This window comes from Paenibacillus pabuli NBRC 13638, from assembly GCF_001514495.1.
In the GTDB taxonomy this organism is placed as follows: domain Bacteria; phylum Bacillota; class Bacilli; order Paenibacillales; family Paenibacillaceae; genus Paenibacillus; species Paenibacillus pabuli.
The window spans coordinates 230,248-252,798 of record NZ_BCNM01000007.1 but is presented as its reverse complement, the minus strand read 5'-3'; the positions used below and the strand labels follow the sequence as shown (position 1 = coordinate 252,798).

Here is a 22,551-nt window from a genome sequence, read left to right as displayed (position 1 = left end):
CGTTTAGAGTGCTAGTTAATATTCGTGACAGCTCGAAGTGGCGGTGATATTTTGAGGGATGAATTGCTAGTTTGCGGGTCTTGTCAAACGGACCAATTCTATAAAATCTAATCCAGAATTACTTCTTTATCGGGTTGGTCAAGAAATTCAAACATGGTTTTAACTTGTTCCACCGTATTCCTTTCCAACGAAAGCTCAGGCAATTCATCCAATGAGAAGAATTCAACTGCGCTGGTTTCTACGCCAATTTCGGCGGTTCCTCCAACAATATTGCATTGAATGAACATTTTATATACATGATAGGGTTCTGGGGGGTGTCCATGAAATTTTTTGTCCAATATGGCCAAAAGTCGAATGGGTACTACATCGAACCCGGATTCCTCTTTAATTTCTTTCACGGCCACTTCTGACGGCGAGAGGCCGATGTCGCCCCATCCCCCTGGTAATGCCCATGCCCCATCTATTTTTTCGCGAACCAACAGTATTTTATTTCCCCTGAAAACAACACCACGAATATCAACTTTAGGCGTTGCATAACCGGAATCATTGGCAAATGTGAGTGCGATTTTTTCTTTGTTAACCGAAGTGTAATTGGCCAGGATATCGATACTAATTCGTCTCAATTCTTCATAACGCTCAATATCGTAAACATCTTTGGCATAGGTTAAACCGGTTTGTGCGATAGCTTGTATTTGTTTGGCCCATTCTAACCACTTCATGTCCATAAATAACTCCCTCTTTCTTCGAGAAGTCCACGAGAAATTAAGCTTCATAGGAAACACCCCTATTATAGCAGAAGAATTGTTGTAAATAATTACAATCAAGGGAAAATTCATCACAATCGGGATATCCGAATGAATATATACACACGCTCAAAAAGTCGTTGCCTTTCACTATGGAACTGCGAGATAGTATAAAGAAAAGCTATGCGGAAGGAGAAATAAAATGAATATAATCATTGATCAACAGGGCAGTTCCAAGGTTGCCATCATCGAAAGCAACGACATCGTTATTAACAACGTTCAAGACGCATTGGATTTGATGGCCTCTGTGAATTACACGGATGATGCCTATAAAATTCTAATCGATAAATCCAATCTCACCGAAGATTTTTTCGAATTGAAGACCAAACTTGCGGGTGACATTTTGCAGAAATACGTGAATTACCAGGTGAAACTCGCTATAGTCGGAGATTTTGAAGGATACCACAGCAAAAGTCTCAAAGACTTCATCTATGAGTGCAACCATGGCAAGCATGTTTTCTTTTTGAAAAACAAAGAGGAAGCGCTTCAGGCTTTGCACAATATTAGTTAATGAAGGAGGAAAACATCGTGAGGGTTAATGAGAAATTACAGACGTACGCGTTATCTGATGTCAGCAATCTCAAAGTACATGGCAGAACGACAGGACAACGGTCGCCTTTAACTTTGTTTTGGACCGGAAGTGCGGTTGAACTTAATGTAAAAGGCTCTGAGTTGTGGGTGGAGATCGAGTCCGATTATGATCTGTATGAGCCTTGGATCAGCATTCTGATTAACGGAGTGCCGGTGAGCAGACAGATGTTAGTAGCGGGAAGATATTGGATCTGCGTATTCCGAGGCATGAACGAGAATGTGGTGAAACATGTACGCATCGTCAAAGATGTACAGGCCATGAATGGAGATCCGGGCTGTTCCTTGCAGATTCATACGGTGAAATCGGATGGTGTCTTCTTGCCTGTAGAAGAGAAACCGTACAAGATTGAATTTATCGGCGACAGTATTACATCCGGAGAAGGCGCGATTGGAGCGAAAGCAGAAGAGGATTGGATTTCGATGTGGTTCAGTGCCATACATAACTATACGTTTATGACAGCCGAAGCGCTGAATGCAGAATATCGGGTCATCTCGCAGAGCGGCTGGGGTGTACTGACAAGTTGGGATAACAATCCGAATGCGAATATCCCTGATTATTACGAGCAAGTCTGTGGATTGGCGACGGGGGATAAGAACGCAGCACTCGGCGCAGGGGACAAGCATGATTTCAACTCTTGGCAGCCGGATATCGTGGTGGTTAATCTGGGCAGCAATGATGGAGGAGCCTTTCAAACCCCGGCGTGGAAGGACCCCGTCACCGGAGAGGTGTATAAGCAACGTCTGAACGAAGATGGCACGTACCATGAGGAGGATCTCGCTGCCTTCGAGAAAGCTGTAACCCAATTCCTGATCCAGCTTCGTAAAAACAATCCGAATGCGCATCTCGTATGGGCGTACGGCATGCTTGGATTCCCGATGATGCCAGCGATCTATCGTGCTGTTGATGCTTATACGAAACAGGCTGGCGATACAAAAGTCTCGGTTATTCAGCTTCCCGATACAACCGAGAAGACGGTAGGCGCCAGAAGTCATCCGGGTGAGTTGTCCCATAGAAGGACAGCTGATGCGTTAGCGGAATATCTAAAGGGAGTTTTAAATTAATACGTTATGTTTAAAAATAGGCCAAGCCAGACCTTTCTTGTTCAAGAGAGGTCTGGCTTTAGATTTGTAGGCCTTCGACACCCGAAAGGGGATGTGTTAACTACGCTACGATTTACTTCCCTTGTACCTGATAGCGGATCGAAACGATCTGTCCCAGCGTCTGAGTATGAATCATTTTGAAATGGGTTGATACCGTCCCTGTTGGAAATAGGGGGATCCCGTCACCAAGAATTTTCGGAATAATGGCAATCTCAATCTCATCGAGCAGTTGTTGTTCCAGAACGCCTTGCACCAGCTGGCCTCCGCCAACAATCCAAATGTCACCGCTGGAGTCCTGCTTCAATCGGGGAATCAGGTTCTCCACAGCCTCATCTGTAAATTGTACATGTGGTGCAGGGGCTTGTTTGGAACGGGAAAGTACATACGTCGGGCGATCTGCATAGGGGAAATCCTCTGACAGCTTGAGCACCTCTTCATACGTAAGACGTCCCATAACGACTGATCCAATCGTTGAATAGAACTCGCCATACCCGTTATCCCCACCATCGCCTTCCACATCGAACAGCCAATCCACCGAACCATCCAATCTTGCAATGTACCCATCCAGACTCATCGCAATATATAACACAACTTTATTGTTAGACATATCCATCACTCCCTTCTGAAATGTATGATACACTCAAACTATGACAAATGTTGACGTAATTAGGTGGGGTGAACATGAATAATCGAAAACTCGCATTGATGCGACTCATGGATTCGAGAAAGAAATTTACGGCTCGTGAATTGGCGGAGCGTTTTCAAGTGTCGATTCGTACGATCCAGCGAGATCTGAATGATCTGCAGGAGCTGGGCTTTCCTTTGTATACGGAGGTTGGGGTGAACGGGGGTTACCGAGTGCTTCCTAATCGGATTTTGCCACCTCTTCAACTCACACAGCATGAGGCGTTGGGTCTGTTTATGATGATTGAATATTTGGAGAACGTCCCGGATTTTCCGTATGGATCGATTCGTGAGCATCTGGCCGAGGAATATTATTCAACTTTGCCTCAGGATGTACAGGATCTGATTACACGCATGAGGCGGCACATTACGTTCCTTCAACATCATGCTGTGCAGGTCGAGGCATTAACAACAGAGATATTAGGCGCAGCAGTAGATAAAAGAGAGATACAATTTATATATCATTCCCGGCAGGGACATAAAAAAGTACAGGCTAATCCTATCGGCATCTATTACGATCACGGTTATTGGTATATGCCGGGCCGGAGGAAGGGTCGGGTGCTGTTGTATCGAGTGGATCGCATGCAGGAGCTGGTTATGCTGGATTCCATCGACGAGTCGGTTCCTAGTTTGCATGAGTGGTTGAATTCCAAGGAAGAGAGAGAAAGCGTAGAAGTGGTGCTGCAATTCACGGATTTTGGGGCGAGACTGGCAGGATCAGATGTACTGTTTAAGTCGGTTGAAGGTCATGAATGGCGAGGGCTAGTTCCATATGAGGAATTCCCTTTTACAGCGCGGAAGCTGCTCTCCTATGGGCCTGAAGTGAAGGTGATTGAGCCGCTGGAGCTGCAACAACAAGTGAGAGAAATGCTGGAGCGGAGTTTGAACCAGTATTGAATGTTGTAAAAGGATATTGTGTCCTCATATGGAACATATAAGAGTAGTACCATGAAAGACCTTATATATGATTCACTGAATGGGGGGCTACCATGATTCATTTCATAAGAAGTTTCACGATCCGCTCTATGCAGAGTCCATGCGATGAACAACGGCGGTTGTTTGTATAGAGCCTGAAGTCCATTTCCGCCATGCTAGTCTAGTGCGTCGAAGATACGTTCACCGTTTGGCTCTGCTGCCTTAACATTTTACTTTTAAGGAGCGGGGCAATATGAAATATATTAACGCAGACACCATCTTCCCGGAAACACTATTGAAGGAGATCCAGCGCCATATCCCTGGTGGATTAGTGTATATTCCCAAACCGAAGGAAACGCATCAAAAATGGGGCGAGGGTTCGGGCAGCAGGATGATGCTGCGGCAAAGGAACGATGAGATCCGCCAGCTATTCGCTGCGGGTATGTCGATTGACCAACTTACAGAACAATTTTGTTTGTCCATCGACAGTATTAAGAAAATTGTATATTCCAAAAGGTGATTGAACGGTTAGAGCTGCACTCGAGAAATCGAATGTGGCTTTTTGTGTAGGATTTGGATTAAATGGTTTGTTGCCTATATTGTGTGAAAGAAGACCCATACAATTTGATTACAGAACGTTTACTAACAAAACAGTACATTAGCCATGGGGGGAGTTACATTGAAAATTAACGTACAATTAACGCATAACAATGAGGCTTATATCATCAAAAATATGTATCCTCTCTACCTTCATGATTTATCCGGACATTATGGTCTGGATGCAGAACACACCCCGAATCAACACGGGATTTTCGAAGTGAGTAATGAGTATATAACATTGCAAGATCAATATGATGTCCAGAACATATGGTGGGAAAAACCGAACTGTCTCTATGCATTTTTAATTAGAGTAGATGACGTGCCAGCAGGTTTTGTATTTGTGGCTACTGCGCCTCATTGTTCGGCTGACACGGATTTCTTTGTACATGATTTCTTTCTGATGCAGCCATTCAGAGGTGTGGGGATTGCAGAGTATGCTGCAAAGGAGGTATTTCAGAGGTATCGGGGCAGATGGGAGATATTTACGAATCCCTCGGAGAAGAATAGGGTGGGTCAACACTTTTGGCGAAAGACTGTATCGAGTTATACGCAAGGAAATTATAAGGAGCTGCTGGACCAAACCCATGATGGTGAAAAGGTGATCTTTAGATTTTCAAATCGTTAAAGTTCTCTATTAAGAGATATGGAAGGGGCCAGACGAGTATTCCGGAAGGCTTCTTGCCAAGAGGAATACTCCCTAAAAAAGATCGCTTTCCTTATTAGGAAAACGATCTTTCAGGATATCCGTTATAAATTTCCACTGAAATATTGATACTCGGAATGTACCTCAAATCCAACGCTTTGATATAAATTCAAGGCACGGTCGTTATCCGTAACTACAGACAATCGAATAACTGTATAGTGTTGTTTCATAAGAAGTTTCACTAAAGCGCCAAGAACAGTACGCCCCAGCCTCTTGCCCTGATAAGCAGGCAGGATACAAAAATTATGAATAAAGGCCGTTGTCTTATTTATAACGTTAATTCGGACAAGCCCTACAGGCAATTCATTCTTCCATGCAATATACGTGACCCGGCTGGGTTCATCGGTTTGTGTGAAATAGTTACGTGTCCATTCCTCGGAATCTCCAAATGCCTGGGCCGAGCAGGTGACCATAAATTCAAAGTCCTTGGCTTCCGCCACTGACAAAATCAAATCGGACGGTTCTACAACCGTCAAGCTTCCGTTCACAAGCTGCATCGAGTATTCTGAACGATCATGGACGGCTCCAAGCGATTGAGCGGTTTTCAGGCCTGAGGGTGAGCCTTGCGGAATGCGATAACTAAGCTGGTTAATCCCCTGTGTCCTCATGTCCGCGACAGCATGCTTCAGTAAGCGACTGAACACACCTAGGCGACGTTTGTGCGGATGTACGATGGCATTAATGTTTCCAGTTGCGTCATCGGAGGGATACCAGCTAAGGAGCCCGACCAAACTATCATCACTGTAACAGAGAAGCGCATGGTCTCCGTCTTTTTTGCTGATATGGTCAATGTCTGCTTTCAAATAAATGGAATCCAGTTGTTTACACTGTTGTTCAAGCAGAGTAATATCTGCAATCTGTTCTCGGGAATTATACTTCATGGAAATGACTTCATATGTTGACACGGTATTCACACCTTCATGTTTAAGGAAACACGCAGTTATTGGACCAGTAGGCGCTATCCTTTAGAAAATGGGTCCTATTGTAATTGTGATAATCATAATTATCCCCTCCAAATCATTGCACGACGACTATAACATACCCCAACGTTTTTGTGTACCTGGTTCATTTAACTAATGCATCGATCCGTGCAGTGAAATTGGAATGACGGACGTAACGATCCGCATAATTGAGCTGAAACGGCTGTTAGTTTGTCGCATCAGAAGTTGCAGGGCCTAACATTTTGACCTCATGTAGGGTTGGGATATACCAGTTGCCTGGATTGTTCCACAGGACAGCATTGACCATATTAATACGCACATAACGGGCGGTAAAATGAACAGCGTCAGTCGTAAACCCATAGGTGGTGTTGCTGGTTCGATCTAGCGTGGAGTAGTTAACGCCATCATTGCTGCTCTCAATTTTGTATTTATAATAGCCCTCTGAGCCTTTATACATAAACCAGGAGATGTCGATCTCCGTGATGGTTTTCGGTGCGCCGAAATCGACCTGCCACCAGGCGGGCCAAGTATTGGACGATGCTGTCCAAGAAGTCTGATAGTTGCCGTCATTGACATGGGATGCAGATGAGCCGGAGGCTGTGGAGATGGCGGCAGCTGTTTTGCCTTGGGCGTGATTAACAAGAGAAGGCGGCGTTACCGTGCCTGTTACAGCGTCGATATTCCACTCGTTGTACCATTCCAGTGAGGCGGTTCCGTTGGAATCATTCAAGGTTAAAGGCAGCCAGATATGCTTATGCTCACCAAGATGGAGTGGATTCCAGCGGTCGCCCATATACATATAGGATGTGGTGCTGCTGCCTGTAATCGTGGCAATATCATGGATCTGGGAGCCAAAGGCCGATGGATTGCCATAAGGTGTAAGAGCGGACCACGTGCCTGTCATGGACGATGCGGTTGCATACGCACCCTGGTTTGGATACCAGCCAGCAGCCTGGGAGGTGAAGAGGTAGTAGCAATTCCCCTTTTTCACAACGGCAGGAGCTTCACGATAGGCATTCTCGAATTGCCAACCCACAAAGGATTCCACACCGGTATAGCTGGCGTTCATTTTGAAAATAGCCATGGTATCATTGGCGCCGCCATTCTTGCGGGATGCTGTGATCAGATAGCCAGTACCGTCTGTATCAACAAAAACAGTCATGTCGCGTGACTCGTAATCCAGAGGCCGAAAACTTCCCTCATACGTAAATTTACCGTTTGGTGTGCTGCTCGTTGCTACCGCGACCCGTCCCAGATTGTAATCTGTGCCGTTCTCGTAATGCGCCCATAGCACATACTGCTTGGTGGAAGCATTGTAGATGACTTTGGGACGTTCGATTTTGCTGGAAGCCAGCTCGGTGGCCGAATCCTTGGTCAGGATGGCATTGCTGAACGTCCAGTTCTTCAGGTCGGATGAAGTGTAGACATTAACGCTGTCAAACTTGCCGCTAACCGCATGCTCGCCGTACCAGTAATACGTACTGCCCACTTTCAGAATGTTTCCGCTATTGGCCTGAATGGGGCTGCCTGCGGTATCCAGCCAATCAGAACCGTTGGTGATGGTCACGCTTGCCGCGCTGGTTCGTCCAGGATGAAGGCCAAACATGGTTAGCGTGAGCGCGAAGACCAGAAACCAGACTGCTTTCCTGCTGCCCATTACACACATCCTCCTTATATCGGTCGTGAAGCGCTTACATATTTAGTGTAATAAAAAGCGAACCTTTCACAAGTGAACAATGTGCATCCTCATGAACAAATGGAACTTTATATGGAATATAGCGGCGGTAGCGAGTAATTCACCTCATTTCAATATATAAAAAAAGGATAGCAGACTTATCGAATAAGCCACTACCCTTTTTTGGATAACACTCTAAACACTCTAATTAAGCAGGTTCAAAATCTATTTGTGACCTTTGCGAACCTTAAGCTGCATGCGTTTTATCGTTGTATTTTGCATCACCTCAAGCACGAGCGGACCTTTGCCGTTCAGAATTTCCACATCGGTTACATTATCCAGAATGGTAATGATCCCAATGTCGTCTGCAGTGACGCCTTCAATCTTGGCGATGGTGCCCACAAAGTCGACCGCACGGAGTTTCTTTTTCTTGCCTCCGTTGAAGTTTAGCTTCATGATCTGCTGGTTCAACTGTTCACGCTTGTCCTTTTTGCGTTCAGGCACGATCTTTAATCGCTTCTCGAACTCTTCCCGGCGACGGTCAACAGCTTCCTCGGAAGGAGCTTTCATGACAGGGATTGCAAATCCGATATACGATTCGATCTCGGCCAGACGTCTGCCATCCTTCGGGGTAACCAAGGTAAATGCTTTACCTGTTTTCCCGGCGCGACCCGTTCGACCTGTACGGTGCACATAACCTTCTTTTTCCAAAGGAATATCGTAGTTGATGACATGGGTAATATTCGTGATATCAATCCCGCGGGCGGCTACATCCGTTGCAATCAGATAACGGAATTGTCCTCTTCTGAATGCATTCATCACTTCGATACGCTCATCTTGTTCCATGCCTCCATGGATGCGATCCGCTGGATAATCGAGGTCAGCCATGACACGGAACAGTTTATCCACATTCTCCTGCGTACGACAGAACACGATACAGCTATCCGGGTTTTCAACAATAAACAGGTCCTGAAGCAGCGCCGTTTTGTTCACCTCTGGCACGTGAATCACTGCATGTTCGATCGTGGCTGTAGTAAGACCGCTTGCCTTGATCTCAATCTCGACCGGATTGTTCATGTATTTGCGTGACAGCTTGGCTACATCTTCAGGGAACGTAGCGGAAAATAACATCGTCACTCGCTCGCTAGGCAGTGCCTGAATAATGGATTGAACCGTCTCGATGAAGCCCATATTCAGCATCTCATCGGCCTCGTCAATGACAAGGTATGAGATCCGATCCAGCGGCAGGGTGCCGCGTTCGATATGGTCCAGTACCCGTCCAGGTGTGCCTACAGCGACATGCGTTCTTTGTTTTAACTCGGCTTTTTGAACATGAAAAGGGGACTGACCGTAAAGTGCGGTTGCTTTAATCCGCTTAAAGCGCCCAATATTGGTAATATCTTCGTTGACTTGCAAAGCCAGCTCACGGGTTGGCGTGAGAATCAAAGCCTGGGGTTTATTTTCGTTCCAATCTACCAGCTCACAGACTGGAATGCCGTAGGCGGCTGTTTTTCCGCTGCCTGTTTGGGATTTGACTACAAGATCTTTATTTTCAAGGGCTACTGGAATAACTTTAGTTTGAACCTCCGTTGGGGTTTCATAGCCCAGGCTATCCAGCGCTTTTACGATTTCTTCGCCAAGTCCATAATCTTTAAATTGTTGCTTACTCATCGTTAACCTCTTTTACGTTAGTTTTGAATACAAGAGCATATTGCATAATTCCTTAAAGCGACTTGTACACGGGAGCGTTTGGAATCGAATTATGCAATAGTACTTACATATAAGCATTGCACCGTACATTTATCATATACCTCTTCATTATACTCTATATAGCGGTGCGCTAACGGAGTAATTACTTTGAGCGTTTAGATTAATGCTGCCAAACTTCATTTTCCGGGCAAAGGTATGTGTCTGTTTGGATGTGAATGCCATAACTTCTAGCAGGTGAAGGTATATCCAATCGTTCCACGTGAAACGAAATGTTTCGGACGCAATACCTTTTTTAATAAATAACCATCTTCAAGGCTGTGGTCTGCGGGGGAGAAGATTTGGCGATCGACGGACCTGTCCACACTTCAGCTCTGCGTCCAACCAATGTTCCATCCAAAGGGGCAGTGACGGTTTCACCATTGATGATAAGTTCCGCATCCGTATGAAGTGAGATCAAGATGGGGCCTGATTTATTACCATTTCCCTCTTCATTATCGATGAGGACTTGTCCCTTTTCTTCATAAAAATCAGTGATCAACCCGCTAACATGAGCCTTACCCTCCCCCTTTTCTTCAGCTTCTTCAGAACATCCTAGCGTTAGCAGAAGCAAAATGAGCGGTATTAGACATATGCTTCGTACAATAGACATCTGCTGCTCACCTCATCCTTTTTGTAATGGATCTAAACATATGACGGTTTCTGGACCATCAAAGTTCCTGTACATCGTCGAAAAAAGAACAAAATCACTCCATTGAAGCTGGAACTAGGAATTGGAATATGTTAACATATGGGTAACTTACAGAACGGAGGGATACGTGTGGCAAATTTTGTCCGATTGAGATAGTATGGCGAAACGTTTGTTTGCGCTTGCTGTGTATCTGCCTGTGTGCAGCTCATCGGGATCGGTTTGCCTATTTACACGTATGCCGTTAGTGGTGGAAGAGAGAAACACTCTGCTAGAGTGGTTCTTTGATGTACTACTATTTCTTTGCGGGCATTCAGGTATACCCCATATCCGAGATGAACGGCACAGGCATGAATGTCTGTGTTTTTTTATTTTATAGAGGAAAAGGGGAGTGCCCGATATGACCAAATCGAACGTGAATGAGCATGATGAATTTCAGAAAGAACTATTATCTTTAGCTGAACAGAACGGGCTTCATATTGTTGAGGAATCCATGAAAATCAACGAGTCCGGTATGGACTTTCGTGTAGCGTTTGCCACCGATGGACAGGGACAACAGTGGATACTGCGTCAGCCGAGGCGCGAGGATGTATGGGAAAGGGCCGAAAATGAGCGCAAGGTGCTGGAGGTTGTAAAAGCGCATCTGCCGGTAGAGGTACCGGAGTGGCGGATTTGTACGCCGGAACTGATCGCCTATCCTTTACTTGACGGAGAACCGGTTGCGATCGTTGATCCCGCTGGGGGAGGATACGCATGGCGATTTCCGCAGGAAAGCTTATCCGATACCTTTTTCGATTCGCTCGCTGCTTCACTAGTCGCATTGCATAACATTGATCCTGATGAAGCGGTAAATGGCGGAGTGCGCAGCAAGACGCCTATGGAAGCTCGTCAGGAATTTGCAGCCAATATGGAGGAGATTAAACAAAGCTTTGAGGTGCCAGATCAACTGTCCAAGCGGTGGGAAGCGTGGCTAACAACGGACAGATATTGGCCTGAGCACTCAACGTTCAATCATGGTGATCTGCATCCACCGCATATTATCGTCGACGATGCCCAGCGGGTTACCGGACTGATTGATTGGACGGAGGCGGAGATTGCCGACCCGGGGAAGGATTTTATCATCTATTATGCGCTCTTCGAAGAGGAAGGCTTGCGGGATTTGCTCAATCGCTATGAGAAGGCAGGGGGAAGGACATGGCCTTGGATGCTGGAGCATATTCGGGAGCAGTGGGCGGCATACCCGGCGATCGTTGCAAAGTTTGCCTTGATCACCGGAGAAGAGTCTAATATGGAAATGGCGAGAGGCATGCTTGCGAACTGGGATGTGAAACAGGGCTAATAAAATTCTAAGCCAAAGTTAGAAACTGAAAAAGCGATCCCTCCATTGTTGTGGGGGATCGCTTTTGGTTTGTGCTTGATCCAAGGATTGTTATGTACGACCTGGCAGCAAAAGCCTAGAGGGGAGTAAAACTCTTGCGCTATAACTGCGGTTATAGAATGGGCTCTTTTGGTATCTAACTGGAGGTAGACGCGGTGAATGGACGCCTATGTTATTCTCTTTCTGGATTATTGGTGTGCTTCTTTTCAAGTGATACAGAAAGGTGATACGGAAAGGGGGGAGTTCATGACATATGGGTATCTTTTAAGAGATGCAGGTTTGGACAAGTCACGGGTCCTCGTCGTTGGGCAGGGCGGGAACGCTACCGGTTACGCCCGGGTTCTGGAGAGCCTGGCTGGTTACCTGAAGGATGATTTTGATCTGGTCTACTTTGCCATCAGTGACTATGGTGATGTGTCACGCGATACCACATGGAAGCTGGAAATCAATCAGATGCTGGGTGACAAGTACGGTTGCTTGCAATTGCCGGGGCTATTACGTAAATATCGGCCTGATCTGGTGCTGATGTGTGATGATCTTGGTTTTTATGAACTGCATGAAGAAGCACTTCGGCATTATGAGGGAATCACGGTTGTGTATTGTCCGATCGATACCCCGGTGGATTCATCCCGATTGAGGGCATTGAGTTATGCCGATGTAGTAGTCACTTATACACATTTTGGATTCAATATGGTATCCCAGGCCTTTGAACAAGAGAGGAGTCGGGGCGTACATGTCGGAAGCCCGCGGATGTACATTCTTCCTCATGGGGTGGAGACATCGCAGTTCTACCCATTGTCGTCCCGGCCGCTTCAGAAGCAAGGACTGACAAGAGAAAGACGTCATGCACGGATGTTCATGTTTCCAGATCGACCGGAGCTGCAGGACGCATTCATTGTACTGAATGCCAATCGTAACGGACAACGAAAAAGGGTGGATATTACCCTTGAGGCTTTTGCCGAGTTTGCTCATGGCAAGCCGGATGTCTATCTCTATTTACACATGGGGATGCGCGATTGCGGTGTTGACGTGCTCAAACTGGCGAGCGAGTACGGCATTATGGACCGACTATTGACAACAACCCGTGACAGGCAAAGGCCGCGTACGAACGAAATCGATCTGAACCTTATATACAACTCAGCTGATGTGGGGCTAAACACCAGCAGTGGCGAAGGATGGGGACTCGTTGCTTTTGAACATGCGGCCACCGGGGCAGCCCAGGTGGTGCCGGATCATAGTGCCTGCGGAGAATTGTGGCGGGCGGAAGGAATCTGTATTCCTTCCAAGCCAGAGACAGGAAACATGCCCGTGGTGTCTGCCAAGACAACTGCCCAAGTTCTGGAGGAATTGTATACCTCCCCTGTTTATCTGGAGGACCGATCCTGGCAGGCCTATCAATACGCAACTTCTCTGGAATGGAGGTGGCAGGAAATCGCAAAGCGCTGGAAAGAACTGTTTCACCAGGAATTGCAGAGATTGGAGGAAAAAACGCATTGAAGCTATCCCTTTTGACATGGAATATGCAAGGAAAGGACTCCAAGGACACGGATAAAATGGGCAATAAAATGAGCGCGCTGAAGAACTGGTTATTTTCAGGAGCTGTCGAAAATCCGGTCATTTGTCTTCAGGAGTGCGGAAAGCTTGATGAGTTCAGACAATTGAGACCCATTAGTCCCAAATCCTCCGTATCCGCCGGAGCTATCCGTTTTAGTTCAAGGCAGGTAATGTTTGTGGTCTACTACGAGGCGGAGGTCGATAACAATCGGACCAATCTGGCCATTGTGACCCGAGCGGATCTGGCAACCGGGAATGTGGAAGCCATCCTCCCGCCACCGCGTCAATCTGGACTTCGTTCTGTTGTTGGTATGGAGATAGCCCATACTGGAGGGGTGTATATCTACTCCCAGCATGCTCCATCCTCAAATCCCAAGTTTGCTTCGAGATATACCCGGCTTATGTTGCCCAAAATTAGAAAGTCACAATGGATCTATGCCGGAGATTTCAACTGCGAGCCTTCGGAGCTGGATCAGGGAACAGGGGACTGGCAGCAAGACTGGATCGTTACGGCGGGTTCGGAGCAAACCCAGATCAGCGGTGGCAAGCTGGATTATGTAGTCAGCCGAAATATGCTGTCCTCCATTCCAGGTAACGGGATTCGCTGGATCAGGGAAATTCCCGGCAAAGCCGACAATTTTGTATCGGATCACTATGTTCAATATTTTGAAGTTACACTGAAATAAGAGCGTGAACGAATCATTTGAATACAGAGGAGGATTATCCACATGGGGAAAATTGAAAACACAGAACAGACCCCGATAATGTCACAAGCCAACGCACTTGCCCAGGGAATGAATATTTACGGTACACGTGACGTATCCTCGTTTATCAAATTGCTTGTTTCTCCGGCCAAGGCCGCGGTCAAGACGGTTACCTTTCTGGGAAAAGACTATGAGGTTCCCGAATATGTGAACCTGATTCAGGATACGGAAACCTATGATGAAGGCGGCACGTTCCGAACCCGTGAGGAAGTACAGAACAGTCTGGCTGCTCATGTAGGCATACAGGGAAGCTATGGTGCGTTCAGCGGGGAGATGGCTCTTGATTACTCGGGTGAATTCAACAAGAACAGCCAGTATGCCTACGCATACCGGAATTTTTACGCTGAAACGGCTACGCTGCAATTCCAGTATGACGCTCGTTTTCTATCCGATGAATTTAACGAACGACTGAACGAATTGCCGTATGAGCTGTCGGATGGAAATTTGGACGTCTTCAGCAGCTTTTTCAATGACTTTGGCATGTATTTTACCAATAAAATCGTACTTGGCGGTTCACTGCAATTTTACACCGCTGTAAGTGTGGAAGGCCTATCCAATGTGCAGGAAATCTCCGCCATGATGAAGGCACAGTACGAGGCACTGTTCAGCAGTGGCAGTCTGGATGCCGGAGTCAAGAACAGCAGTGCGTGGAAGCAGTACGCGTCACATAGCAGCACAACGGTTCGGGCCCATGGAGGCAACCCTTCGGAGGTGACCGATCTGACACTGATCAATCCGTTGGAACCCGGGGAGAACACGGTAAATCTGTTCCGTAAGTGGGTGGAGAGCGTCTCATCCGAGCCCGCCATTATTGATTTTACGCTTGAAGGGATCTGGCAGATTTGCGGAAAGAAGCGGCAAGCTGTGCAGGCCGCCTGGGAAAAGTACGCAAGAAGTATGCACCCGCACCTAGCTATTGGGACGCGCAGCCGTGGAATCACTTGGCCGATTGAAGATAAGGCCATCGCACCCGATATCTACATCGGATCTGTTCCCTACGAGCCCTCCTCCGGGCAACCGGACGGTCCGGCCGGATATCAAGTTGTTATTTTGGACAGTAGCAATCTGAGCCATGTACTGCTCGACCGCTATTATACGGTTCCCAAAGAGCAAGGGTGGATCAGGACCTACCATGTGTTGTTTGATCAGATGAAGCAGGACATTCAGGGCAAGCTGGATACGGCCGGCAATATCCTGATTATCAGTTCTTTTGGCATTGACAGCGGCATGTCTCCCACGCCTGATATTGTTGGCATGTTACGCAGTGCCGGAGCGGGTGAACAACTCAATTATTGGCTGAAGGAACACCAGGAGAGCCAGGGACCGGGTAACTCATGGGTACTGTATCCGTCGAATTACATGCTGGTTGGCATTTTTGGCAATGGTCCAGATACGGGCATCGAATTTTATGATTATAATACGCTTGAAACGGCCCAGCTTAATGTATATTTGTATCGAGAGATCTACAGCGGCAACTATACTTTGGGACTTGGGGAAATGTAACTGCAAGTATAAACGCCTTTTTAGCCTGAGTTGTCTGAAACCTGAGCTTATCGTCAGACGTTCATTACAATCAAAAAAACCAACCCAGCTAACAAGCTGAGTGGTATTATCCCCTTTAAGTAGACACTTAAAAAAACCTTCATGTTATCATGAGGGTTCAAGTGACACTTGGAGGGGATATTTTCATGGCAAAAAAGGCAAACATTCAGACGTATACCGAAGAATTTAAATTGAATGCTGTTAGATCACAACCTGCCTGGATAACGCATGCATCGAATCCTTCTTTTCGAATCTCAAGACCGAGAAGCTGTACCTTAACAATTTACAATTACAACTACCGAGGTTTTCAAGCCAAACTCAAACAACGCGCACCGATTGAATATCGATGCGCGTTGGCAGCATAGCTTTTTTCATCTGTCTAATTGACAGGGATATGACCAGAGTTGGTTTTTTTGATTTCTAGGGATGCAGGCCATTTCCTCAATATATAGCTGTTAAAGTTAAGGCAGCATGCTTACATATTTACCGTAGACATAAGCTGTGCGTCCATCCAGTTTCACTTTGACCCAGCCATACGGATCTGTACTGATTACCTCAAGGACAGTACCCTTCGGTACGGCAGTAACTACTTTAGCTTTGGATGAAGCGTTGGAACGCACGTTCAGATAGGCCGCAGTCACCTTGGCTTGCTTGCCTTTAACCACTGTACCCGGTTTACCTGTACCTGGTGATGTTGATGGTTTGCCGGGTTTCGATGTGTCTGGTTTTGGTTTAGTTACCGTTGGTGTCGTCGGCTTCTCAGGCGTAGTCACCTCTTCACCACTGCCAGTAGATGCCTTGCGAGCTTTATTCAGCTGCTGATAGAACTCACCCTTGGTTTTTGCGCCAGACAATTTCGCCATACTTACGTTCGCTTTGGTGGCAAGTGCAGTCATTTCTTCTTCAGTCACCGCATCCAAAATATTAATGGACGCAATATTGGTATACTTGCCATCTTCCATTGTCGGAACAGACATAATGCCATCGTTGATCAATTCTACGATATCTGCACGTGCAGGGGCTGTCAGATCCACACCAGTAATTTTCCAGTTGTGCTGGATCTTCGGCTCGTAGACGCCTTTCATCACGTCTTTGAGATAAGCAATCGACAGGTTGCGGATCGTACCTTGAATCTCGCCGAATGCGGAAGCATCCTTGGAGGACCACAACTGTTTGAACTTACGTCCTTCCAGCGCGCCGCCTTTGGCAATTAGGGCTTCCATCCGGTAGGCATTCATGCCGAGCTTGAGCGTATCGGCTTCTTTGACCACAGTGCCATTGCTGTATTTAAGGTTCGTAATCCGACTGCCGTAAGGCTTGGTCAGGTCAATCTCATACGTCACGCCGCCGAAGAAATCGTCGGTGCTGTATTTGGACGCACGTCGTTTGGGATCAAAACTGATTGTTACATCGCCAGGGCGAGTGGAGTTAAAATAACCCGCAGACCATTCCATGTAATCCTTCAGATCACGTCCGGTCACTTCATATACCGTTACTTCACCGAAGGTATATTGGTAGTTGAATGCGATATCCTTTTTCTTGATCGGTCCAACGTCCAGCTTGGCTTTATCGTTATCGATCTGATGCGCGACCACGTCCGCATCGCTATAATGCAGCATGACTTCAGTGAAGAAGTCCGAGAGTGGTGTCTCCTGAATCTGCACGGCAGGAATACCTTTGATCTCATCGGAAGGTACCAGATTGGTTCCTTTCAGTTCAGCCACTTCAATGTTGGCATCGGCACGAGCGAACTCATGAAACGGATGCAGCGTATCTTCCAGTCCGGGATCGGACACCTCATACGAGCCATCAGCTGCTTTTACAGCGAGGGCCTGAGCTTCTTTGCTTTTGAGAACAACCTTGTCGCCTTCTTTGGCGAACGTTAGATCAATCCGTGAGATGTGTGAACCATATTTGTTCGGTTCGGAGATTAATACGCCGTTAACCGTTTGCGATTCAATCAGCGTATGCATGTGTCCGGCAAAAATGGCAGCCAGCTCCGGGTTGGCATTGGCGATATCCGTGACCCCGGTGCCCGGGTTCCCGTTCTCGTTGTCGAGTCCCATATGCATGAGTCCAACCATGACATCCACTTTGCCTTTCAGCTCGGCAATGGCCTTCTTGGTCTCTTCTACAGGATCTTTGACGATGATACCGTCCAGGTGATCCGTCCCTTTCTCGAACTCGGTAATCATAGGTGTGTTCATTCCGATGACGCCCACCTTGATACCATCTTTCTCAATAATCGTATAGGCAGGCATGTAGCGGTCGCCGTTTTCTTTGAAAATGTTTCCTACCAAGGGTTGCCCCTTGAACTGGGAGGAAATCTTCTCTAATACGTCCAATCCAAAGTTGAATTCATGGTTTCCCATAACCCATGCGTCATATTTCATTTCGTTCATTGCGACCATCATGGGAGATTGGGGTTGATCGTTGAACAGTTCAGCCGAGTTGTCCTGAATCATGTCACCTGCATCCAGCAGAATCGTATTTGGATTCTCCGCACGCACCTTTTTCACGATCGTATACAACTGCGTCATGCTTCCTGTCGGGTTCGGGCCGTCCAGAGCATAGTCCCACGGCATGAATCGGCCGTGAATGTCCGATGTGCCCAGCAACGTAATCTTGGTTTCCTTGTCTGCTTCAGCAGCCTGAGCTGATGTGAAGGCAAAAGGTGCGAAGAGGATGGAGGCACATAAGAGGAATGATAAGGGCCATCCGGCGTAACGTTTCGGCGAAAATTTGCGCATGTTGTAATCTCCCTTGTTTATCTAGTGTTATGTAAAGATATGTGTCATTGAATTTAATACTAGATAAACATTTGCTAAATGTAAACCACAAAATGACAAATAAAAAAGCCTGCTTTGGATCTATCCATGGAAATTCGATTAGGAATGGTCCAAGCTGTCTCTGAGCAACGGGCCAATAGGCATAATCAATCCAATTCCTTGGTGATCCGTCGCTCATTTGTCACATCGAGTGAGTTGAACTACGGGAAGTGAAAAACTTTATTTTGATAACGATGGACACTACAGCCAGCAAACCAAAGAGGATTCCGCTCCAGATAACCTGATGAATGCCGAGTTGGGCAATGAACCATCCGCCAATGGAGGTACCTAAGGTAATCCCCAGATTAGAGAAAGAGACAAAGAGGCTATTTCCGAATTCGGGTGCTTCCTGAGACTCCGTCGTAAGCCAGGTTTGGCTGACAATCAGACCGCCAGAGTGAATCGCACCCCAGACGAAGACCATAAGGATCATCGGGATGAAATAAGAGCCTGCATAATAAACGAGTAAATAAGCCGCCATGTATAGTACGGGGAAAAGGAGAACGGTCTTCGGAATATTCCGATGCAGAAGCTGTCCAAAACCCAAATTCCCGACGATCATAATGATGCCAAAGGACAGGAGCATTACACTAATCCAGGAACCATTCATATGAGTGACTTGCCCAAGATATTCGGCGAAATAACTGTATACGGAGAACATGGCTGCAAAAATAAAAATGACGGTGGATATGTTCAACCACAGCGCAGGTTTACGCAAAATACCGATCTGTTTGCCATAAGACATCTTTTCTTGCACAGGCATCGAAGGCATCCAAATCCATATACCAACGAAAGCGATCATGCTGACAACTGCACCAAACCAGAACGCAATCTCCAGTGAGAATCGTTCCGCAAGATAGGAAGTTAGAGGGACGCCGAATGCAAAGCCAGCGGTAATGCCGGTAAACACTTTGGCAACCGCCTGACTGCTCTTTTCCGGTGGGACCAGCTTGGCTCCCGTGACGAGAGCCACAGAGAAGAAGACGGGATGAAAGATAGCCGGGATAATTCGAAAGATTAACATCATGTCGAATCGGGTTGTGTAGGCATATACTACGTTGGAAATGGCAAACAACAGCACAGCCGTTAACAATATGGCTTTACGATTAATACCGGATACGAGTAAAGTCAGGAAAGGGCCGGACACGGCGACAACCAGAGCGAAAATACTTACCAACCATCCAGCCTGTGCAGCGGTGATGTTGAATTTCTGCGTAATCAGGGGCAGGACACCTATAATGCCTACTTCGGTAGTGATGATGGCGAATACACCCAATGCCAGAATAAGGATGAGCAGCGGGTTAACCTGTTGTGATTTCATTTTAAAAAGTAAACCTCCAATTGAACTTATATTTATATATATAGAAAAATAGATATAATAACTTAAAGAAATACCTCCTTACCTTATAAATGATCGTTAAAAGTCAGCTTCCCTGGACTTCATTATATCTATATTTATAGATTTGTAAATATAATAAATTGAAATGATCTTTGGTTCAACCCATATATTCACTGCCCAATACCTATACTTTCTGAGGCATAAGCTATACTTTTTACATGGATAATTACAAATATATCCAGTAAAATGAATTTGTAAGCGCCTACCATATGGTCGAATATTATACTTTCAAAGGAGGAAATACATTGTTTAAGTCCAAATGGTTCAAAACGGTGGGTTCGCTCGCTTTAGTGGGTGTACTTGCTGCATCTGTAGCCGTTGGTAGTGTGAGTGCCGGTTTGGCGAAAGGCAGCAAATTTCTGGGGAATATCATCGCAAGCAGTGTCCCTTCGAATTTTAATCCCTACTGGAATCAGGTGACTCCTGAGAATTCAACCAAATGGGATGCGGTGGAGGGTACGCGCAACGTCATGAACTGGTCTCAGGCAGACATGGCATACAATTATGCCGTCAATAATGGATTTCCTTTCAAATTCCATACGTTGGTGTGGGGAAATCAGCAGCCTGGATGGATAAACAGTCTTTCAGCAGCGGATCAGAAGGCTGAAGTGACACAGTGGATTAAAGCGGCAGGTCAGCGTTACCCCAAAGCGGCATTTGTGGATGTAGTCAATGAGCCGCTGCATGCCAAGCCTTCTTACCGCAATGCCATTGGTGGAGACGGAGCGACAGGCTGGGATTGGGTAATCTGGTCTTTCCAACAGGCGAGACAAGCTTTCCCGAATGCTAAACTGCTGATCAATGAATACGGCATCATCGGTGATCCGGCTAAAGCGGATCAATATATACAGATCATCAATATCCTGAAAAGCAGAGGCCTTGTTGACGGGATTGGTATTCAGGCCCATTACTTTAACATGGATAACGTTTCCGTAAGCACGATGAATACCGTATTGAACAAGCTGGCTGCGACTGGTCTGCCGATCTATGTATCCGAGCTGGACATGACGGGCGATGACAATACGCAATTACAACGTTACCAACAGAAATTCCCTGTACTATGGAAGCATTCCGCTGTTAAAGGTGTGACGCTGTGGGGGTACAACCAGAATCAAACCTGGCAAGCGGGTTCCCATCTGGTGAACAGCAATGGTACAGAGCGCCCAGCAATGCAGTGGCTGAGAAATTATCTGGCAAACAATCCTTAAGCCCACATCGGCATAATTACGTTCCTCTGATATCATATGTATTCAAAAATAGCGCCTGTTCCGCAGATCAAGCAGCGGACAGAGCGCTATTTCTTTTTTTAATTCCGCATAACTAGGATTTCGGAATGACAATACTGTTGAAGGAATCAGCTTCCAGCTCGAATCGCAGTGTCTGCCCTTCATAGGCCAGATGTAGACTTCGTCTGTCCTTGAACGGGTTGTTGATGACAATGACGAGACTATGGTCCGGGTTGCGGAAGGCGACCGCTTTGCCGCTCCATGCACCAGACAATCCTACTCTTCGCGCACCAGGAACGACATCATGAGCAAAATGTTTCATCACATAATACTCGGGATTCCGTGTCGTTCCTTTGGTATCCGGATCTACCGTAATCATGGAGTTTTGCTCCCATCCCCACGTGCTGCGGCCTTTGGGCTCCAGAACCATGTTCCAGTAAATGTACGCATTCACTCCGTTGCTGAAATAGTGCTGGTACAGATTGAATACATACTTGGCATAGTTCCACGAGTTGTTGCCATCACCACATTCATTCTCGGTCTGCATGTAACGAAGCTCCGGGTAGCTGGCGGCTGTGCGTTGAATGGCATGTTTGCCTGCCCACTGATAACCGACTCCCTTGATATAGGCGTACGCTTTGGGATCACTAAGCACCAGTCCGGCGTATTCGTCGAAATCATTCGTTTTCTTCTTGATCAATTCTTCCCATGGATCAGGTGCATTGATCGTTCCCAGCCAGATTTCCGTGTCCAGACCATGCTGGTCAAAAGCAGGCCCTAGGTAATCGGCGATAAATTCACGCAGCTGCTCGCCTGTCCACATGCAGGAAGGAAATTTCTGATCGGCGATCACTTCATTCTGCACATGAACCTGATGGATGGTAATGCCTGCGTCCCGGTATGCCTGTACGAATTTGACGAAATATAGCGCGTACGCTTCCAGAATATCCTTCTCCCAGCGCAGCGTTCCGTAGTTATAGGCTTTTGGCGACTTCATCCAGGTTGGCGGGCTCCACGGCGAGGCGAAGAATTGCAGATTCGGATTGTAGGTCAGGGCCTCTTTGATGTATGGAATCAGATATTTGAAGTCACGCTCTATCGAAAAATGTTCCATGGCCACGTCGCCGTCCACCTCATTGTGGCTGTACCATTGCTCTGCATAATCACTCGCGCCAATGGGCAGGCGGCAAATGTTGAATTTATGATCTCCCTCCGGATGGAAGAGGGAATGAAATACGTCATGGCGCTGTTCTTCATTCAAGTGGGACAGGGCCATATAACCAAGCTCATTGAAGCAACCGCCAAATCCTTCTACAAGCTGATACTGTTCACCTGTGAGCTTGAGGTTAGCGTTTTCATTTGTAAGTGTATAAGAAATCTCTTTCCACGAATGATCTGATGTAGTGGAATAACCATGTAACGTCAGGGACATTGGAATTTCCTCCTCGCTTG

General features: G+C 46.6%; 19 protein-coding genes and 1 pseudogene. 11 read left to right on the top strand and 9 right to left on the bottom strand.

Annotated elements, in window-relative coordinates; translation table 11 throughout:
• Positions 1-107: 107 nt before the first annotated feature.
• Positions 108-725 (bottom strand): NUDIX hydrolase, encoded by a 618-nt coding sequence (locus PPA03S_RS12205; protein ID WP_062323154.1) that lies wholly within the window; start codon positions 723-725, stop codon positions 108-110.
• Between the two features lie 220 nt (positions 726-945).
• Between PPA03S_RS12205 and PPA03S_RS12200 the strand changes: the two genes are divergently transcribed.
• Positions 946-1,314, top strand: coding sequence for a DUF4180 domain-containing protein (locus tag PPA03S_RS12200; protein ID WP_062323152.1), 369 nt, complete (start codon positions 946-948; stop codon positions 1,312-1,314).
• A gap of 17 nt (positions 1,315-1,331) precedes the next feature.
• Positions 1,332-2,456 (top strand): SGNH/GDSL hydrolase family protein, encoded by a 1,125-nt coding sequence (locus PPA03S_RS12195; RefSeq protein ID WP_062323232.1) that lies wholly within the window; start codon positions 1,332-1,334, stop codon positions 2,454-2,456.
• 112 nt (positions 2,457-2,568) lie between these two features.
• Here PPA03S_RS12195 and PPA03S_RS12190 read toward each other — a convergent pair whose 3' ends face one another.
• The gene (locus PPA03S_RS12190) at positions 2,569-3,108 is read right to left on the bottom strand and encodes a dihydrofolate reductase family protein (protein WP_062323150.1); all 540 of its coding nucleotides are present in this window, start codon (positions 3,106-3,108) and stop codon (positions 2,569-2,571) included.
• A 68-nt stretch (positions 3,109-3,176) separates the two neighbouring features.
• Between PPA03S_RS12190 and PPA03S_RS12185 the strand changes: the two genes are divergently transcribed.
• The 3 genes from PPA03S_RS12185 to PPA03S_RS12175 all read left to right on the top strand — a co-directional run bounded on the left by PPA03S_RS12185 (position 3,177) and on the right by PPA03S_RS12175 (position 5,319).
• Positions 3,177-4,076 (top strand): helix-turn-helix transcriptional regulator, encoded by a 900-nt coding sequence (locus PPA03S_RS12185; protein WP_062323148.1) that lies wholly within the window; start codon positions 3,177-3,179, stop codon positions 4,074-4,076.
• A gap of 271 nt (positions 4,077-4,347) precedes the next feature.
• Positions 4,348-4,614, top strand: a complete 267-nt coding sequence (locus PPA03S_RS12180) for a CD3324 family protein (protein WP_062323146.1) — start codon at positions 4,348-4,350, stop codon at positions 4,612-4,614.
• A 159-nt stretch (positions 4,615-4,773) separates the two neighbouring features.
• Positions 4,774-5,319 (top strand): GNAT family N-acetyltransferase, encoded by a 546-nt coding sequence (locus PPA03S_RS12175; RefSeq protein WP_062323144.1) that lies wholly within the window; start codon positions 4,774-4,776, stop codon positions 5,317-5,319.
• A 122-nt stretch (positions 5,320-5,441) separates the two neighbouring features.
• On the opposite strand, the gene PPA03S_RS12170 is transcribed toward PPA03S_RS12175, so the two are convergent.
• From PPA03S_RS12170 to PPA03S_RS12155, 4 genes are all read right to left on the bottom strand, one after another.
• A complete protein-coding gene (locus tag PPA03S_RS12170; protein WP_062323142.1) occupies positions 5,442-6,302 on the bottom strand; it encodes a GNAT family N-acetyltransferase in 861 nt (286 codons plus the stop codon).
• Positions 6,303-6,543: 241 nt separating this feature from the next.
• Entirely contained in the window at positions 6,544-7,944 is a 1,401-nt protein-coding gene (locus PPA03S_RS12165; protein ID WP_245683585.1) for a family 43 glycosylhydrolase, read from the bottom strand.
• Between the two features lie 294 nt (positions 7,945-8,238).
• On the bottom strand, positions 8,239-9,684 hold the full coding sequence (locus PPA03S_RS12160) for a DEAD/DEAH box helicase (RefSeq protein ID WP_062323138.1): 1,446 nt from the start codon (positions 9,682-9,684) through the stop codon (positions 8,239-8,241).
• A gap of 331 nt (positions 9,685-10,015) precedes the next feature.
• On the bottom strand, positions 10,016-10,372 hold the full coding sequence (locus tag PPA03S_RS12155) for a hypothetical protein (protein WP_062323136.1): 357 nt from the start codon (positions 10,370-10,372) through the stop codon (positions 10,016-10,018).
• 436 nt (positions 10,373-10,808) lie between these two features.
• On the opposite strand from PPA03S_RS12155, the gene PPA03S_RS12150 reads away from it, so the two are divergent.
• From PPA03S_RS12150 to PPA03S_RS33895, 5 genes and pseudogenes are all read left to right on the top strand, one after another.
• On the top strand, positions 10,809-11,747 hold the full coding sequence (locus PPA03S_RS12150; RefSeq protein ID WP_062323134.1) for a macrolide 2'-phosphotransferase: 939 nt from the start codon (positions 10,809-10,811) through the stop codon (positions 11,745-11,747).
• A gap of 285 nt (positions 11,748-12,032) precedes the next feature.
• Entirely contained in the window at positions 12,033-13,283 is a 1,251-nt protein-coding gene (locus PPA03S_RS12145) for a glycosyltransferase family protein (RefSeq protein WP_068964084.1), read from the top strand.
• Between the two features lie 11 nt (positions 13,284-13,294).
• Positions 13,295-14,026, top strand: a complete 732-nt coding sequence (locus PPA03S_RS12140) for an endonuclease/exonuclease/phosphatase family protein (RefSeq protein WP_217998936.1) — start codon at positions 13,295-13,297, stop codon at positions 14,024-14,026.
• 42 nt (positions 14,027-14,068) lie between these two features.
• A complete protein-coding gene (locus PPA03S_RS12135) occupies positions 14,069-15,607 on the top strand; it encodes an MAC/perforin domain-containing protein (protein ID WP_157284111.1) in 1,539 nt (512 codons plus the stop codon).
• A 253-nt stretch (positions 15,608-15,860) separates the two neighbouring features.
• A pseudogene (locus tag PPA03S_RS33895) lies at positions 15,861-16,011 on the top strand (IS3-like element ISBth8 family transposase); the annotation flags it as partial.
• A gap of 96 nt (positions 16,012-16,107) precedes the next feature.
• Here PPA03S_RS33895 and PPA03S_RS12125 read toward each other — a convergent pair.
• Positions 16,108-18,396 carry a 5'-nucleotidase C-terminal domain-containing protein gene (locus PPA03S_RS12125; RefSeq protein ID WP_062323126.1) on the bottom strand — a complete coding sequence of 763 codons (2,289 nt, stop codon included), beginning with the start codon at positions 18,394-18,396 and terminating at the stop codon, positions 16,108-16,110.
• A 220-nt stretch (positions 18,397-18,616) separates the two neighbouring features.
• The gene (locus PPA03S_RS12120) at positions 18,617-19,795 is read right to left on the bottom strand and encodes an MFS transporter (protein ID WP_062323124.1); all 1,179 of its coding nucleotides are present in this window, start codon (positions 19,793-19,795) and stop codon (positions 18,617-18,619) included.
• A 287-nt stretch (positions 19,796-20,082) separates the two neighbouring features.
• Between PPA03S_RS12120 and PPA03S_RS12115 the strand changes: the two genes are divergently transcribed.
• A complete protein-coding gene (locus PPA03S_RS12115) occupies positions 20,083-21,081 on the top strand; it encodes an endo-1,4-beta-xylanase (RefSeq protein ID WP_411835217.1) in 999 nt (332 codons plus the stop codon).
• Positions 21,082-21,193: 112 nt separating this feature from the next.
• On the opposite strand, the gene PPA03S_RS12110 is transcribed toward PPA03S_RS12115, so the two are convergent.
• The gene (locus PPA03S_RS12110) at positions 21,194-22,531 is read right to left on the bottom strand and encodes a glycoside hydrolase family 30 protein (protein WP_062323120.1); all 1,338 of its coding nucleotides are present in this window, start codon (positions 22,529-22,531) and stop codon (positions 21,194-21,196) included.
• Positions 22,532-22,551 lie beyond the last annotated feature (20 nt).

What these genes read in the sequence shown, in the direction of transcription:
- PPA03S_RS12165 (WP_245683585.1), bottom strand. Translation starts at nt 7,944, where the DNA reads ATGTTTGGCCTTCATCCTGGACGAACCAGCGCGGCAAGCGTGACCATC.
- PPA03S_RS12120 (WP_062323124.1), bottom strand. Translation starts at nt 19,795, where the DNA reads ATGAAATCACAACAGGTTAACCCGCTGCTCATCCTTATTCTGGCATTG.
- PPA03S_RS12190 (WP_062323150.1), bottom strand. Translation starts at nt 3,108, where the DNA reads ATGGATATGTCTAACAATAAAGTTGTGTTATATATTGCGATGAGTCTG.
- PPA03S_RS12115 (WP_411835217.1), top strand. Translation starts at nt 20,083, where the DNA reads ATGGTCGAATATTATACTTTCAAAGGAGGAAATACATTGTTTAAGTCC.
- PPA03S_RS12125 (WP_062323126.1), bottom strand. Translation starts at nt 18,396, where the DNA reads ATGCGCAAATTTTCGCCGAAACGTTACGCCGGATGGCCCTTATCATTC.
- PPA03S_RS12185 (WP_062323148.1), top strand. Translation starts at nt 3,177, where the DNA reads ATGAATAATCGAAAACTCGCATTGATGCGACTCATGGATTCGAGAAAG.
- PPA03S_RS12110 (WP_062323120.1), bottom strand. Translation starts at nt 22,531, where the DNA reads ATGTCCCTGACGTTACATGGTTATTCCACTACATCAGATCATTCGTGG.
- PPA03S_RS12155 (WP_062323136.1), bottom strand. Translation starts at nt 10,372, where the DNA reads ATGTCTATTGTACGAAGCATATGTCTAATACCGCTCATTTTGCTTCTG.
- PPA03S_RS12150 (WP_062323134.1), top strand. Translation starts at nt 10,809, where the DNA reads ATGACCAAATCGAACGTGAATGAGCATGATGAATTTCAGAAAGAACTA.
- PPA03S_RS12180 (WP_062323146.1), top strand. Translation starts at nt 4,348, where the DNA reads ATGAAATATATTAACGCAGACACCATCTTCCCGGAAACACTATTGAAG.
- PPA03S_RS12205 (WP_062323154.1), bottom strand. Translation starts at nt 725, where the DNA reads ATGGACATGAAGTGGTTAGAATGGGCCAAACAAATACAAGCTATCGCA.
- PPA03S_RS12145 (WP_068964084.1), top strand. Translation starts at nt 12,033, where the DNA reads ATGACATATGGGTATCTTTTAAGAGATGCAGGTTTGGACAAGTCACGG.
- PPA03S_RS12160 (WP_062323138.1), bottom strand. Translation starts at nt 9,684, where the DNA reads ATGAGTAAGCAACAATTTAAAGATTATGGACTTGGCGAAGAAATCGTA.
- PPA03S_RS12200 (WP_062323152.1), top strand. Translation starts at nt 946, where the DNA reads ATGAATATAATCATTGATCAACAGGGCAGTTCCAAGGTTGCCATCATC.
- PPA03S_RS12135 (WP_157284111.1), top strand. Translation starts at nt 14,069, where the DNA reads ATGGGGAAAATTGAAAACACAGAACAGACCCCGATAATGTCACAAGCC.